Raw genomic sequence first — 12,951 nt, 5'->3', positions numbered from 1 at the left:
GGAACTCAACCGGGCGGCCAGCCCATGCGGCGGCCCCCGAGCACGTGGAAGTGGAGGTGAGGCACGGCCTGACCTCCGTCCGCACCCGTGTTCGTGACCACGCGATACCCATCCGTCAACCCCTCCGCGCGGGCCACCGTGGCGCAGGCGATCAGGAGTTCCCCGCCGAGTGCCTCGCTCGACAGGGCCGTGAGGCTGGACACATGTGCACGCGGGACCACGAGTACATGAGCGGGCGCCTGAGGCTCGAGGTCCCGGAACGCCACCCAGCCCTCACCCTCGGCCACGAGGGTCGCGTCGATGGCCCCTGTCGCGATACCGCAGAACACGCAATCCGTCATGTCATCCCCTCCGTGTCTCGGATGACGGCCGCGGCCAGCGCGACCGCCGCCACCGCCGCCGTCTCGAATCTGAGCGTCCCCGGACCCAGCGAGATGAGTTCGAACCCCGCCGCCTCGCAGCGCCGCCGCTCTTCAGCCGTGAGACCGCCTTCCGGCCCTACCGCCACGGCGAGCAGGCTCCCCGAACGCACCGGCGCGACTTCGAGGGCCGTCCCGCCCGCGAAGAAAGGCGAACCGCCACGGTCGGCGAGCCACCCCGCCCCCTCGTGGCCGGCCAGTGCCTGTTTGAGCGAGACGGGGCCGAGGAGGCGTGGAAGCCAGCTTCCGCCCGACTGCTTGAGCGCGGCGCGCGCACGCCGCGCGGCCCGCTGCCGGAAACTCTCGGAACGGCCGGCGTCGCCCACGGACCGAGAGCGCTCCCACTCGATCCACGTCACTTCGGACACGCCGAACTCGACCACCTTCTCGACCAGCCACAGTGAACGGTCACGATTCGCCACCGGAGCCCAGACGCACACCGGGAGCGGCGGTCGCGCGGGGAGGGCCCGGAGCAGCCTGCAGCGCGCCCCGCGCCGCCCCAGTTCGATCAGCTCGCCCTCCCAGCGGCGGCCGGCGCCGTCCGCCACCGCGAGGCGGTCTCCGGGACGGATGCGGGCGGCGCGAACGTGGGTAACTTCGTCCACCGCCAGGTCGGCCTGCACGGCGGACTTCCGGCCCGCGAGACCGTCGGCGAGGAACGTCGGCAGCGGGCGCGGCTGCGGGCTTCGGCCATCTCCTGGGTCGCTCACGACGGGCAACGTATGTGCCGCCGGCGGGCCCTCGCCACCGACATTCCGACAGGCTTTTCCGTCACCGGCCCGGGGCCTATCTTCGCTCCGCCGAACCGGTACACCCGCGGAAAGCCTGTCGCGCGGATCTCCGGCTCTCCTGATCTCGTACAGTCCGCGATCCGTGGCGCCTGCGAGGGGCTATTGAACGAAACGACGATGGCCGAAGCCAATCCCGGGTCCGCTTCTCCCGACTCATCCGTGGTATCACAGTCCATCGACACGATTCGCACCCTCGCCATGGACGCCGTGCAGCAGGCCGGGTCCGGACATCCCGGCACGGCCATGGCCCTCGCCCCCGTGGCGTATACGCTGTGGAAGCGGCACATGCGGTACAGCCCCCGTGATCCGTCCTGGTTCGGACGAGACCGGTTCGTACTGTCAGCGGGCCACGCAGCGATCCTCCAGTACGCCGCCCTCCACCTCGCCGGATACGACCTGCCGCTGGACGAGATCCGTCGTTTCCGCACGGCTGGAAGCCGGACGGCGGGACATCCCGAGCACGGGCTCGTGGCCGGAGTGGAGACGACCACGGGTCCGCTCGGCCAGGGGATCGCGAACTCCGTGGGGATGGCGATCGCCGAGGCCCACCTGGCCGCGGTCTTCAACCGGCCGGACCATCGGATCGTCGATCACCGCACCTACGTGATCTGCAGCGACGGCGACCTCATGGAGGGTGTCTCCTACGAGGCTGCCTCGCTCGCGGGACACCTGGGCCTCGGAAAGCTGCTCTGGCTCTACGACGACAACCGGATCACCATCGACGGCGACATCAATCTCGCCTTTTCCGAGGATGTTCGCAGGCGTTTCGAGGCGCTGGGCTGGCACGTGCAGGATGTGGCTGACGCGAACGACGTCCCGGCGCTGGACGTGGCGATCGAGCGGGCGCGCAGCATCGCGGACCGTCCGTCACTCGTCATTATCAGGTCGCATATCGGCTACGGCGCGCCGAACAAGCAGGATACGGCCGCGGCGCACGGCGCCCCGCTGGGAGAGGAAGAGGTCCGGCTCGCGAAGGAAGCCTACGGCTGGCCGCAGGAACCGCCCTTCCTCGTCCCGGATGCGGTCCGTGCCCACATGGGACGACAGGCCGCGAGCGGCGAGGCACTCGCCGCCGAGTGGAAAGATCGCTTCGAGCGTTATCGAGCCGATCACCCGGAGGTCGCGGCGGAACTCGAGCGCCGCGTACGATCGGCGCTGCCCCCGGGATGGGATGAGGATCTGCCCCGCTTCGGGCCGGACGACGACCCGCTCGCCACGAGAGCGGCCTCCGGAAAGATCCTTGCTGCCCTGGCCCCCCGGCTCCCGGAACTCGTCGGAGGGAGCGCCGACCTGTCCGGTTCCAACAACACGCTCATCGACTCACCGAACTTCTCGAGAGAGGCCCCGGAAGGCCGAAATCTCCGGTGGGGAATCCGTGAGCACGCGATGGCGTCCATCGCCAACGGACTCACACTCCACGGCGGGGTGCGACCGTACGTCGCCACCTTCTTTACCTTTACGGACTACGCCCGCCCGGCGATGAGACTCGCCGCGCTGATGGAATTGCCGAACATCTACGTGATGACGCACGATTCGATCGGCCTGGGCGCGGACGGCCCCACGCACCAGCCCATCGAACATCTGGCCTCGTTTCGGGCCATGCCGGGCGTGGTCGTGCTCCGGCCCGGCGATCCGGAGGAGACCGTACACGCCTGGCGCATCGCCATCGAGCGGCGCGAGGGTCCGACCATCCTCGTCCTCACCCGACAGAAAGTCGCCCACCTGCCCCGGGCCCAGGGGGCGGCGGACCGCGGCGTGCCACGGGGGGCCTACGTACTCCGGCCCGAGTCGGGCCGTCTCCAGGTCGTTCTGCTGGGCAGCGGCTCGGAGCTGCAGGTGGCCGTCGAGGCGGCGGAGCAGCTCGCAACCCGAGGGGTGGCGGCGCGCGTCGTCTCGTTCCCCAGTTGGGAACTCTTCCGCGCCCAGCCACCGGAATACCGCGACGAGATCCTCCCCCCCGGCATTCCCCGACTCGCGATCGAGGCCGGCGCCACGCTGGGGTGGGCCGAATGGACCGGGCCCGACGGCTCCGTCATCGGCATCGACCGCTTCGGACAATCCGCTTCGGCGGCAGACAACTTCGCCCGTTTCGGGTTTACGGCAGAGGCCCTGGTCGAGCGCGCGGTCGCCACCGTCGACCCGGAACACTCCCGGTGAGGCTCGCCGTCGGGGCGGATCACGCGGGCGTTGGCTACAAGGACCTGCTCGCAACGGAGTTGCGCGAGGCCGGTCATGACGTCGTCGATGTCGGGACGCACGGGACCGACTCGGTCGACTATCCGGACTTCGCTCTGGCCGTGGCCGAACGCGTAGCCGACGGCGACGCGGAACGCGGCATCGTCATCTGCGGCTCCGCGGTGGGCGTGTGCATCGCCGCCAATAAGGTGCCGGGCGTGAGGGCCGGTGTCTGCCATGACACCTACTCCGCGGCGCAGGGGGTCGACCACGACGACATGAACGTCCTCTGCCTGGGGGAGCGCGTGATCGGTATCGCTCTCGCCCGCGCGATCACCGACGCGTTTCTGGGGGCAAACTTTTCAGCCGAACCGAGGCACCGGCGCCGGCTCGGCAAGGTCCTCGATATCGAGGCACGACACATGAGGGGAGGTGGAGACAGATGAGCGCGCTACTTCAGCTGCAGGAACACGGCCAGAGCTATTGGCTCGACAACCTGACGCGCGGGATGCTGCTCGACGGAGAACTGGCCCGTCGGGTCGAGGCAGAGGGTCTCAGAGGCGTGACCTCCAACCCCGCGATCTTTCATAACGCGATCACCGGCAGCGATCAGTACGATGAAGACATCTCCCGCTTCTCGGCTCAGGGCCTGAGCGTCGAAGAGGTATGCGACCGGCTCACCATCGCCGACGTCCAGGGTGCGTGCGACCTCCTCAGGGGGGTCTGGGAGAGTACGGAAGGACTCGACGGGTATGTGTCGCTCGAGGTCTCCCCTCACCTGGCGAACGACACCGAAGAGACCGTTCGGGAAGCTCGCCGCCTGCACGAGGCGGTCGGCCGCGCCAATGTGATGATCAAGATCCCGGGAACGCCCGCCGGCGTCCCGGCCATTCGACAGGCGTTGTTCGAGGGCGTGAACGTCAACGTCACGCTCCTGTTCTCCATCGCCGCCTACGAGGCAGTCGCCGAAGCGCACGTGGAGGCGCTGGAGCAGCGGATCGAGGCGGGGCGCGCAGTCGACGGGATCGCTTCGGTCGCCAGCTTCTTCGTGAGCCGGATCGATGCCCTTGCGGACCGGCGGCTGGGCGAAATGGCCGCTGCGGCCGAGGGAGACATCTCCCGCTTCGAGGCGCTGTTCGGCCAGGCCGCCATCGCCAATGCGAAGCTCGCGTATCGCTCGTTCACGCGGCGGCTCGCAACCGCCCGGTGGGCTCGCCTGGCCGGCCACGGAGCCCGCCCCCAGCGGATGCTGTGGGCGAGCACGAGCACCAAGAGTCCGGCCTACTCCGATGTGAAGTACGTCGAGCCGCTCATCGGCGACCTTACGGTCAACACTCTGCCCGAGAAGACAATCGACGCCTTCCGGGACCACGGAAGGGCGGGCAGCACGCTGAGCCAAGGCGTGGATGAGGCCAGCCGTACCATGGAGCGGCTGGCGGAGGTCGGGATCGACCTGGGCGACGTCACGGATCAACTGCTGGCGGAGGGCGTGGAGAAGTTCGCCGTCCCGTTCGACCAGCTTCTCGCCAGCCTCGGCGAGCGTATGGCGCGCCAGCCGGCCGCGGTGGCGGTCAGTTCCGAGGTGGCTACGCCGTAAAGGCCGCTTTCACCCGCTCCCAGAAACTCGGATCCTCGCCCCGGCGCGGCTCCGGCGGGGCGTCTTCGACCTCGCGCAGCGACTCCAGAATCTCGCGCTGCCGGCGTGACAGCCGGCTCGGCGTCCAGGCATGGACCCGCACCAGCTGGTCTCCGCGGCCCTCAGCCCGCAAGCGGGGCATCCCCTGCCCGCGAAGCCTCAGCACCTGCCCGGCCTGGATGCCCGGCGGGACCGTGAGCCGGGCCTGCCCGAGAATCGTCGGCACTTCCATCTCGACGCCCAGGGCCGCCTGCGCAAACGTGACCGGCAGGTCCAGCAGGAGATCGTCGCCCCTGCGCTCGAACCGCTCGTGCGGCTCGACCTCCACGTGCACGATGAGGTCCCCGGGCGGACCACCGCGCGGGCCTGCGTTGCCGCGTCCTCGCAGCTTCAGGTAGTCGTCGGAAGAGATGCCCGCAGGGATCTCGATATCAATGGAACGGACGGCTCGCACCCGTCCGGTCCGGCCGCAGTCGCCGCATGCCGCCGCGATCCGGATTCCCTCGCCGTCGCAGTCGCCGCATGGGCGCACCGAAACGAACTGTCCCAGCATGGACCGCTGAACCATGCGTACTTCACCGGCGCCCCGGCAGGTGTCGCACGTCTCTGCCGTCGTGCCCGGTTCGGCGCCCGTGGCCCCGCAGCGCCCGCACTCTTCCAGCACCGACACGCGAAGCGAGCGTTTGGCTCCCTCCGCGGCTTCCTCGAGCATGATGCTTACGGACACCTTCAGCGTGGAGCCGCGGTGCGGCTGGTTCGCACCTCCCGCGCCGCCGAACAGGTCGCCGAAACCGCCCCCGCCGAACTCGCGCATGAACACGTCGAAGGCGTCCGAGAAGTTGCCGAAGCCCGTAAACGGCGCTTCGCCGCCGCCGCCGCGCCGCACGCCGGCCTCCCCGTATCGATCGTACAGCTCCCGCTTGCCCGGATCCCTGAGTACTTCCCAGGCCTCGGTCACTTCCTTGAACCGCTGTTCCGCGTCAGGCGCGGAGTTGCGATCCGGGTGGTACTGCATGGCCAGGCGCCGGTACGCCTTCTTCAACTCGTCCGCGCCCGCGTCACGCGATACGCCGAGCAATTCGTAGTAGTCGCGGCTCATCCGCGGGTCTCTCCGCGGGTGGCAGAAATCTTCACGGCGTCAGGCGGGTGAGGAGATCGGATGTCCAGTCGACGATCGAGACCACCTTGTCGTACGGCATCCGGGTCGGGCCGATCACGCCGACCGTTCCCTGCAGGCTGCCGACGGAATAGTTGGCCGTAACGATCGTCAGATCCTCGAGCTCGGGCTGGCCGTGCTCGGTGCCGATCGTCACCTGGGGGCCGTCGGAGGCGCCGCGCTCGCCGAGAACCGAGGCAAGCAGTTCCCGGCGTTCGGTGAGGAGGAGGAGCTGGCGCAGCCGGTCGCTGGTCGTGAACTCCGGCTGTTCGGCCAGAGCCGCGGTACTGCCGAGGTGGACCTCGCGCTCCTGCCGTGCCCACTCGAAGATGTCGGGGCCGCTGTGTACGAAGATATTCATCAGCTCCTGCGCGCCCTCGTTGTCGAAGTGCAGGTCCCCCAGCCGCTCGCGCATCGTCGCCTGGATCTCGGACAGCACGCTCCCCGCCAGACGTTCGTTCAGCGCCTGCGATACCGCGTGGAGCGTCGTGCGCGGCAAACGGGTCGCTACGTCCACGTAGACGGTGCGGACGACACCGGACTCGATCGTGAACACGAGGAGCACCTTCTCGCTCGAGACGGGAACGAGCTCGAGCCGCTCCAGGGTGGCCGTCGCGAGCGTCGGGCCGATCGCGAGACCGAGTTCACCCGTCAGGAGGCTCAGGACGCGCGCCGCCTTGCCCACGAGATCCTCAACCCCGCCGACTTCGACGCTCCGGAACTCGCGTTCGATCTTCGCGCGGTCGCGCGCCCGGATGCTGCCCCAGCGCATGATGCCATCCACGTAGTACCGGTAGGCAAGGTCCGTGGGCAGCCGTCCCGCGGAGGTATAGGGGTGCGTCAGCAGACCCTTGCCTTCGAGATCGGCCATCGTGTTGCGGATCGTCGCCGGCGAGACGCCAAGCGAGTAGTCCTTCCCGATCTTCCGCGATCCGGCCGGGGCGGCCGTACGGACGAACGAGTCGATCACCGCCGCGAGGACGGCCTGTTCGCGCTCTGTCAGTGTCGGGAGAGTCATCGTCTCTCGGCTCCGGCGAGTGCCGCGACGATCGTATCGAGCCGGAGCCAGCCTTCGATCGTCGCCACCCAGCGTCGTTCCCGTTCCTCCAGCCATCCCGCCTCGATCCAATCTTCCGGGCGGGCCCCGTTCCCCGCGAACTCCTCCATCAATTCGGGCGCCAGCCCGCGATCGGTACGAAGGTCCAGCCAGATCCGTTCCAGCTCCTCTTCCGCGGATCCCACGCGCTCCCAGCCTTCGAGCGGACCGTGGCCCGCGAGGAGCGCGCGTTCATACCGGTCCCAGCGAAATACGTTCCAGCTACGGATCGGCGGCAGGAACCCGTGAGCCGACGGGCCGAGGGCAAGATAAGATGATTGGTTCCAGTACGACCAGTTGTGCCGGCACCGCTCACCCGGCCGGGCGAAGTTCGATACTTCATAGTGCTCGTACCCCGCGGCGCGCAGGCGGCGGGACAGGAGCCGGTATTCGGCCGCGTACCGATCCTCGTCCGGCGCCCTGACGCGGCCCATCCGGATCCACTCGGCCAGTGGAGTGCGGGGCTCGACCGAGAGGCCGTACAAACTCATGTGGGACACGTCGAGCGCGACCAGGGCATCTGCCTCGGCCGCCAGGTCCCTCGCCACGTCGGGCGGGAGACCGAACATCAGGTCCAGACTCACGCGTTCGAAGCCGGCGGTCCTCGCCTCCGACACGGCCTCGGTGGCGCGGCACCGGTCATGCAGCCGCCCCAGCCACGTGAGGACGGCATCGTCGAGTGACTGGACGCCCAGGCTCAGCCGGTTCACGCCTGCCGCCCGCCAGCGGGCACCGAGACGCGCATCGAACGAAGCGGGGTTCGCCTCTGCCGTCCACTCGGTGCGAACCGGGTCCACCCTGAACCAGGCCGCGATCCGGTCGCCAAGCTCCTCCATCCCTGTCGATCCCAGCAGCGAGGGGGTGCCCCCGCCGACGAAGATCGTGTCGAGTACGGCGCCGCGATCCCAGCCGCCGCGCTCGAACCACCAGGCCAGCTCGCGCTCGATGGCGGACACCCAGCGGTCGACCGGGGGCGCGGCCGCCCGCGTGACGGAGAAATCGCAGTAGTGGCAGCGGTGCGCACAGAATGGAAAGTGCACGTAGAGCGCGCGTGGCGGGCCGGCGGAACGTGTCTCCCCGGCGTTGAATGGCGCGCCGGCGGGGCGCAACCGAACCTCTGAGGAATCGGCCCTCGGCTGTCGACCCGGCGTCATGACCGGCCTGGCCTGCGCACGGCCGCGAAGACCCCGCCCGGCCTGTGCTCGACCCAGCCTTCGAGTTCGAGGCGGCCAAGCCCTCGGAGCACCCGCGCGACGGGCATCTCCAGCCCCACGGCCAGTTCGTCCGGCGATCGCGGGCCACGGGCGAGCGCACCCAGTAACCGGCCATCGCGCGACGGTACTCCCTCTCCCGCAGCCGGAGGCGCGTCCTCCGCGGCCAGGTGAAGGCATCCGAGCGCGTCGAACACATCCTGGACTCCCGCGACCAGCCCCGCTCCCTGCCGCAGGAGGCGAAGGCACCCGGCCGCGCCCGGGTCGTCGATACGACCCGGCACGGCGAGGACCTCCCGACCGAGATCGAGCGCATGGTCGGCGGTGTTGAGGGCGCCGCTCTTCCCGCCGGCCTCCACGACGATCACGCCGCGTGCGAGGGCCGCGATCACCCGGTTCCGGCGTGGGAAGGCGGAACGCGTCGGCGGCGTCGCCGGCTCGAACTCACTCAGGAGCAGCCCGTGCGCCCGCATCCTTCGGTACAGATCCCGGTTCTCGGCCGGGTACTCTCGGTCGTGCCCGGTCCCGAGGACTCCGATGGACCCGCCGTCGGCGTCGAGCGCACCGGCATGGGCGGCGGCGTCAATCCCGCGCGCCATCCCGCTCACCACCGTCCAGCCCCAGCGCCCCAACTCCCGCCCCAGGCTGTAGGCCGTCCGCAGACCGTACGAAGAGGCGGCTCGCGTCCCCACGACGGCCACCGCACGCGCGGGGTCGGGCGATCCGTCCCCGCGGGAGAACAGGAAGGGCGGGGGATCGGAAAGGTCTCGCAGGCCCTCCGGGTAGACCGGATCGCCGTAGCCCACGACGCTGAGCCCTTTCGCCCGCGCGTCGCGAAGGAGCGTTCGCGCGGCCGCCGCGGCCTGGGGGCTCAGCGCCCGGACCGTCCGGGTCGATGGCACCCGCCGGCTGCCGCACAGTTCGCGCAACTCGCCCGGCGTCGTCGCCCGGACGGCTCGCAGTGCCCGGACGGCCCCGCCACAGCGGTCGACGAGCCGCCGCACCGAGCGCAGACCCAGGCCCGGAGCGCGGGTGAGCACGATAAGGGCGATCAGCTCCCGGTCCCCGCGGCCGTCCGACGCCTGTTGGCCGGCAGGACGCTCGCGGATCAGGGGCGCCACGCTTCGGCACCCTCGAACGGGTCCCCGGCCGCCTCATCGTCCGGGGTTTCCTTCTCGGCCTTCACGCGAGCCCACAGGTCCTCGAGGGCCTGGTTCAGGCCCGACCCCGTGACCGCCGAGATCCGGAACTGTCCCCAGCTCTCCGGCGCATCGACCGAGACGCCTGCTTCGGGTGGCCCGAGATCTGATTTCGTCAGAAGCACACAGTGCGAGATCCCCGCCAGCGCCGCATCGTGCGCTCGCAGCTCCTCGCGCAGCAGGTCGTACGTCGCCTGCGGGTCCTTCTCGTCCACCGGCACCAGCAGTGCGAGCGTCCGCGTGCGCTCGATGTGCCGCAGGAACTGGGTTCCCAGACCCCGGCCCTCGTGCGCCCCCTCGATGATGCCCGGGATGTCGGCCATCACGAACGAACGGCTTCCGCTCAGACCCACAACCCCGAGGTTGGGCGTGAGAGTCGAGAACGGGTATTCCGCGACCCGGGGTCTCGCCGCCGTCACCCGGGCGAGGAGCGTCGACTTTCCAGCGTTCGGCTCTCCGACCAGGCCCACGTCGGCGATGAGCTTGAGTTCCAGCTCGATATGCCGTTCCTCGCCCCATTCCCCGGGTTCCCATTCGCGTGGCGTCTGGCGGGTCGGAGAAGCGAAACTCGCGTTGCCGCGGCCTCCACGACCTCCCCGGGCCACGACAAGTTCGTCCCCCTCTTCGAGCAGCTCGCCGATCCGCTCCCCGGTCTCGATGTCGCGCACGAGCGTCCCGAGCGGAACGGGCAGCCGCAGGTCTTTCCCGGAAGCGCCGACTCGATTGCCGCCTTCGCCGTGACCAGCCCGCCCCGCCTTGTAGTGCTCCCGGTAGGAGTAGTCGAGCAGCGTGTCGAGCCGGAGGTCCGCGACGAGTACCACACCCCCCCCGTTCCCGCCCCGCGCGCCCGAGGGCCCCCCGCGCGGCACGCCCCTCTCACGTCGGAACGCTACCGCGCCGGCACCGCCTGCCCCGCCGGTCACATGTACGCTCGCTACGTCGACGAACACAGCTTCTTCTCCACGCGATCGACCACTTCCTCCCAGATTCTCCATAGCCGCGCGGGGTCCGTTCCCCGCCCACGCACCGCACCAGCTGCCCCGACTCCGTGGCGCAATGCGGCTTCGACCCGGTCCGGCGCGCAGCCCACGTTCAGGGCCCCGTGGAGATGCGCCCGGAGCTGCCTGTCGTGCCCGCCCGCGGAGAGCAGAGCCACGATGCACAGTTCACGCGTCTCGACGGAGAGCCCCGGGCGGGACAGCGTCTTCCCGTATCCGTCCTCGACGATCCAGCGATCGAGATCCGGGCTGAGCCGGCGCACGTTCCTTCGCAGCTTCTCATAGCGTCTCCCGTACACGGCGCGGCAGAGCCTTTCCCCGTCAACGGCCGCGTCGACGTCGCCTCCGCGCGCGTCACGCGCCGCCCCGGTCCGGCGCGCGGCGGCTTCCTCCCCCTCGAGCTTCCGCCACTCGATGAGGGCGTTGAGCACTGCCGGGAAGCCCACGAACAGGTGCGCCTGGAGCAGCGTCTCCTCGATTTCCGTTCGACTCGCGTGCGAGGCGGCCGCAGCGAGCGCGTCTCGCCATGCAGGCGCGTCCGAGACGGCCAGCGCGGCCGACAGCCGCACGAGCGCCCGGGTCGCGGCGTCGAGCCCCGCCTCACCCGCCATCGCGCTCGACCGACAGCGCCGCCACTTCCCTGCCGCGGGTGTTCGAGACCGCCGGTCGCGCGAACTCCCTCAGACGGTCTGCCTCTTCCACGCTCAGGAGCGACAGGCTCGAGAGCGCATGCACGATGGCGGGCCCCAGCGCTCGGGTCGCCCCGTCCAGCACCTTGAAGGCCGCACCCCACCCGGCCTCCCGGCTCGCGAGACAGAGCAGCCCCTCGGCCCCTTCCTTCGCGAGGATCCGACCGGACGTAGCCCGCATGACGTTCGCCGACAGCGCTGTCGGCCCCGAGACCAACATGGGATGCGCCGTCATCGCGGCGGCAACGGCGCGTACAGGCGCCTCGTCCGAGCACCCTAACCTCGCGTACGCCCGCGCCATCTCTTGCAGCGACAGGGCGGGCGTCGGCAACCCGCAGCCGTCCACGCCCCACGGCAGCCCCTCGCAGTCGAGCCCCAGCAAGGCGGATAGCTCGGCGCGCACGGCCTGCTGCAGCGGGTGCTCCGGTTCGTGGTACCCCGTGACGGTCCAGTCGCGGGCCACAGCCAGGGCCAGCATCGCGGCGTGCTGCCCGGAACAGTTGTTATGGACTCGGCCGGGCAGCACGCCCGCCTGGTCCAGTTGCTGTGCGGCGTCGGCATCGAACGGGCGATGCGGCCCGCAAACCAGCGCTTCGGGGCTCAACTCGATCGCTGCCAGCACGGAAGTTACGAGGTCCACATGCCGCTGCGTGGCGTGGTGCGAAGCACACGCCAGGGCCAGCACCTCCGGCCCCATCCCCAGGCGCGCCAGGACGCCGTCCCTCACCACGGGGAGCGCCTGGAAGGGCTTCATGGACGAACGCCAGAAGGTTGCCAGTTCCGGGTCGCCGAACGACTGGCTGCGACCCGAGCGTAGTTCATGCACGTCTCCGGCCACGACGTGCGCCGATTCAGGGGTCCCGCCGCGCTCCAGAATAACGCGGATCGCCTTCACGGCCCTCGCGTGCCGGTCGCCGAGGGCGAGCGGAGGCGGGCCCACGCCCTCGCCGTCGCCGAACCCTGTCTCAGATCTCCCTCCATCCGGGCCAGGTCCCCGGGCAGGTCCACATCGTACCAGGACGGCAGTTCGACGGAGCGAAGGCCGAGCGCCACGGCGCGGGCCCGGGTCCAACCGCACAGATCGGACTCCGACCAGGGTGCCCCGTCGAAGAGCGCCTGCGCCGTCGGCCAGGCCGGGGAGGAGAGGCCCATCGCGTAGTACCCTCCGTCGCGGGTCGGCCCGAGCACGAGACGGGCGGTTCGCAGGGCTTCGAACGCAGCGTCGATGAAATCGGGCGGGAGCGTCGGATGATCGCTGCCGACGGCGACCGCGCGCCCCACCCCCTCGCTGAAGGCGCATGCGAACGCCATCTCGAGCCGGTCACCCAGCGAGCCCTCCGGCTGAAGGCGGACACTTGCCCCGGGATATCGGGCGCCCAGCCGCTCGACCGCCCGCGGCCGGTCGGGTACCCACAGTTGCGTCTCCACCCCCCGCGGCGCGAGTCCCATCGCATCTTCGAGGAACGCCTCGTACAGCTCGGCGCTCCCCGCCGCGGTCAGGCCGGGGATGAGGCGTGTTTTGGCATGGCCCGGCTCGGGAAGCCGGCCGAAGACGATCAGCCGCGGACGCCCCAATGGTTG

At 70.2% G+C, this 12,951-nt stretch carries 13 protein-coding genes; 3 read left to right on the top strand and 10 right to left on the bottom strand.

The window, feature by feature from the left end:
• Window positions 1-5: 5 nt before the first annotated feature.
• Together ACN9M6_RS04930 and ACN9M6_RS04925 are read right to left on the bottom strand one after the other, a co-directional pair.
• Window positions 6-341, bottom strand: coding sequence for an HIT domain-containing protein (locus ACN9M6_RS04930; RefSeq protein ID WP_419161807.1), 336 nt, complete (start codon window positions 339-341; stop codon window positions 6-8).
• Window positions 338-1,129, bottom strand: coding sequence for an RsmE family RNA methyltransferase (locus ACN9M6_RS04925; protein WP_419161806.1), 792 nt, complete (start codon window positions 1,127-1,129; stop codon window positions 338-340). Before ACN9M6_RS04925 ends, ACN9M6_RS04930 begins: the two co-directional genes overlap by 4 nt.
• A 198-nt stretch (window positions 1,130-1,327) precedes the next feature.
• Here ACN9M6_RS04925 and tkt point away from each other — a divergent pair, with 198 nt between their 5' ends.
• Genes tkt through tal form a run of 3 tightly spaced genes read left to right on the top strand, consistent with a single transcriptional unit; the run spans window position 1,328 to window position 4,982 of the window.
• Entirely contained in the window at window positions 1,328-3,367 is a 2,040-nt protein-coding gene (gene tkt / locus ACN9M6_RS04920) for a transketolase (RefSeq protein ID WP_419162254.1), read from the top strand.
• Window positions 3,364-3,831 (top strand): ribose 5-phosphate isomerase B, encoded by a 468-nt coding sequence (rpiB, locus tag ACN9M6_RS04915; RefSeq protein ID WP_419161805.1) that lies wholly within the window; start codon window positions 3,364-3,366, stop codon window positions 3,829-3,831. The genes tkt and rpiB overlap by 4 nt, the downstream gene beginning before the upstream one ends.
• A complete protein-coding gene (gene tal, locus ACN9M6_RS04910) occupies window positions 3,828-4,982 on the top strand; it encodes a transaldolase (RefSeq protein ID WP_419161804.1) in 1,155 nt (384 codons plus the stop codon). Before rpiB ends, tal begins: the two co-directional genes overlap by 4 nt.
• On the opposite strand, the gene dnaJ is transcribed toward tal, so the two are convergent.
• Genes dnaJ through ACN9M6_RS04870 form a run of 8 tightly spaced genes read right to left on the bottom strand, consistent with a single transcriptional unit; the run spans window position 4,972 to window position 12,945 of the window.
• Window positions 4,972-6,120 carry a molecular chaperone DnaJ gene (dnaJ, locus tag ACN9M6_RS04905; protein WP_419161803.1) on the bottom strand — a complete coding sequence of 383 codons (1,149 nt, stop codon included), beginning with the start codon at window positions 6,118-6,120 and terminating at the stop codon, window positions 4,972-4,974. The two genes, tal and dnaJ, sit on opposite strands and share 11 nt — an antisense overlap.
• A gap of 31 nt (window positions 6,121-6,151) precedes the next feature.
• Complete coding sequence (hrcA, locus tag ACN9M6_RS04900) at window positions 6,152-7,195, bottom strand: heat-inducible transcriptional repressor HrcA (RefSeq protein ID WP_419161802.1); 1,044 nt, start codon at window positions 7,193-7,195, stop codon at window positions 6,152-6,154.
• Window positions 7,192-8,382, bottom strand: a complete 1,191-nt coding sequence (gene hemW / locus ACN9M6_RS04895) for a radical SAM family heme chaperone HemW (protein WP_419161801.1) — start codon at window positions 8,380-8,382, stop codon at window positions 7,192-7,194. Before hemW ends, hrcA begins: the two co-directional genes overlap by 4 nt.
• A gap of 41 nt (window positions 8,383-8,423) precedes the next feature.
• Entirely contained in the window at window positions 8,424-9,605 is a 1,182-nt protein-coding gene (gene dprA, locus ACN9M6_RS04890; RefSeq protein ID WP_419161800.1) for a DNA-processing protein DprA, read from the bottom strand.
• Window positions 9,593-10,633: a GTPase ObgE gene (gene obgE / locus ACN9M6_RS04885; RefSeq protein WP_419161799.1), complete on the bottom strand. Its 1,041-nt coding sequence runs from the start codon at window positions 10,631-10,633 to the stop codon at window positions 9,593-9,595. The genes dprA and obgE overlap by 13 nt, the downstream gene beginning before the upstream one ends.
• Window positions 10,618-11,292 carry a carboxymuconolactone decarboxylase family protein gene (locus ACN9M6_RS04880; protein WP_419161798.1) on the bottom strand — a complete coding sequence of 225 codons (675 nt, stop codon included), beginning with the start codon at window positions 11,290-11,292 and terminating at the stop codon, window positions 10,618-10,620. Before ACN9M6_RS04880 ends, obgE begins: the two co-directional genes overlap by 16 nt.
• Complete coding sequence (locus ACN9M6_RS04875; protein WP_419161797.1) at window positions 11,282-12,310, bottom strand: asparaginase; 1,029 nt, start codon at window positions 12,308-12,310, stop codon at window positions 11,282-11,284. The genes ACN9M6_RS04880 and ACN9M6_RS04875 overlap by 11 nt, the downstream gene beginning before the upstream one ends.
• Window positions 12,262-12,945, bottom strand: a complete 684-nt coding sequence (locus ACN9M6_RS04870; RefSeq protein ID WP_419161796.1) for a TIGR04282 family arsenosugar biosynthesis glycosyltransferase — start codon at window positions 12,943-12,945, stop codon at window positions 12,262-12,264. The genes ACN9M6_RS04875 and ACN9M6_RS04870 overlap by 49 nt, the downstream gene beginning before the upstream one ends.
• Between the last annotated feature and the right edge of the window lie 6 nt (window positions 12,946-12,951).

It is taken from the genome of Candidatus Palauibacter sp., from assembly GCF_965197445.1.
Taxonomy (GTDB): Bacteria; Gemmatimonadota; Gemmatimonadetes; order Palauibacterales; family Palauibacteraceae; genus Palauibacter.
Note: the sequence above shows the minus strand (reverse complement) of the source record. Positions and strands in the feature narration are given on the sequence as shown.

Excerpts from the sequence above, each read along its gene's own strand:
- ACN9M6_RS04930 (WP_419161807.1), bottom strand. The coding sequence starts at position 341 with ATGACGGATTGCGTGTTCTGCGGTATCGCGACAGGGGCCATCGACGCG.
- tkt (WP_419162254.1), top strand. The coding sequence starts at position 1,328 with ATGGCCGAAGCCAATCCCGGGTCCGCTTCTCCCGACTCATCCGTGGTA.
- tal (WP_419161804.1), top strand. The coding sequence starts at position 3,828 with ATGAGCGCGCTACTTCAGCTGCAGGAACACGGCCAGAGCTATTGGCTC.
- dnaJ (WP_419161803.1), bottom strand. The coding sequence starts at position 6,120 with ATGAGCCGCGACTACTACGAATTGCTCGGCGTATCGCGTGACGCGGGC.
- hrcA (WP_419161802.1), bottom strand. The coding sequence starts at position 7,195 with ATGACTCTCCCGACACTGACAGAGCGCGAACAGGCCGTCCTCGCGGCG.
- ACN9M6_RS04880 (WP_419161798.1), bottom strand. The coding sequence starts at position 11,292 with ATGGCGGGTGAGGCGGGGCTCGACGCCGCGACCCGGGCGCTCGTGCGG.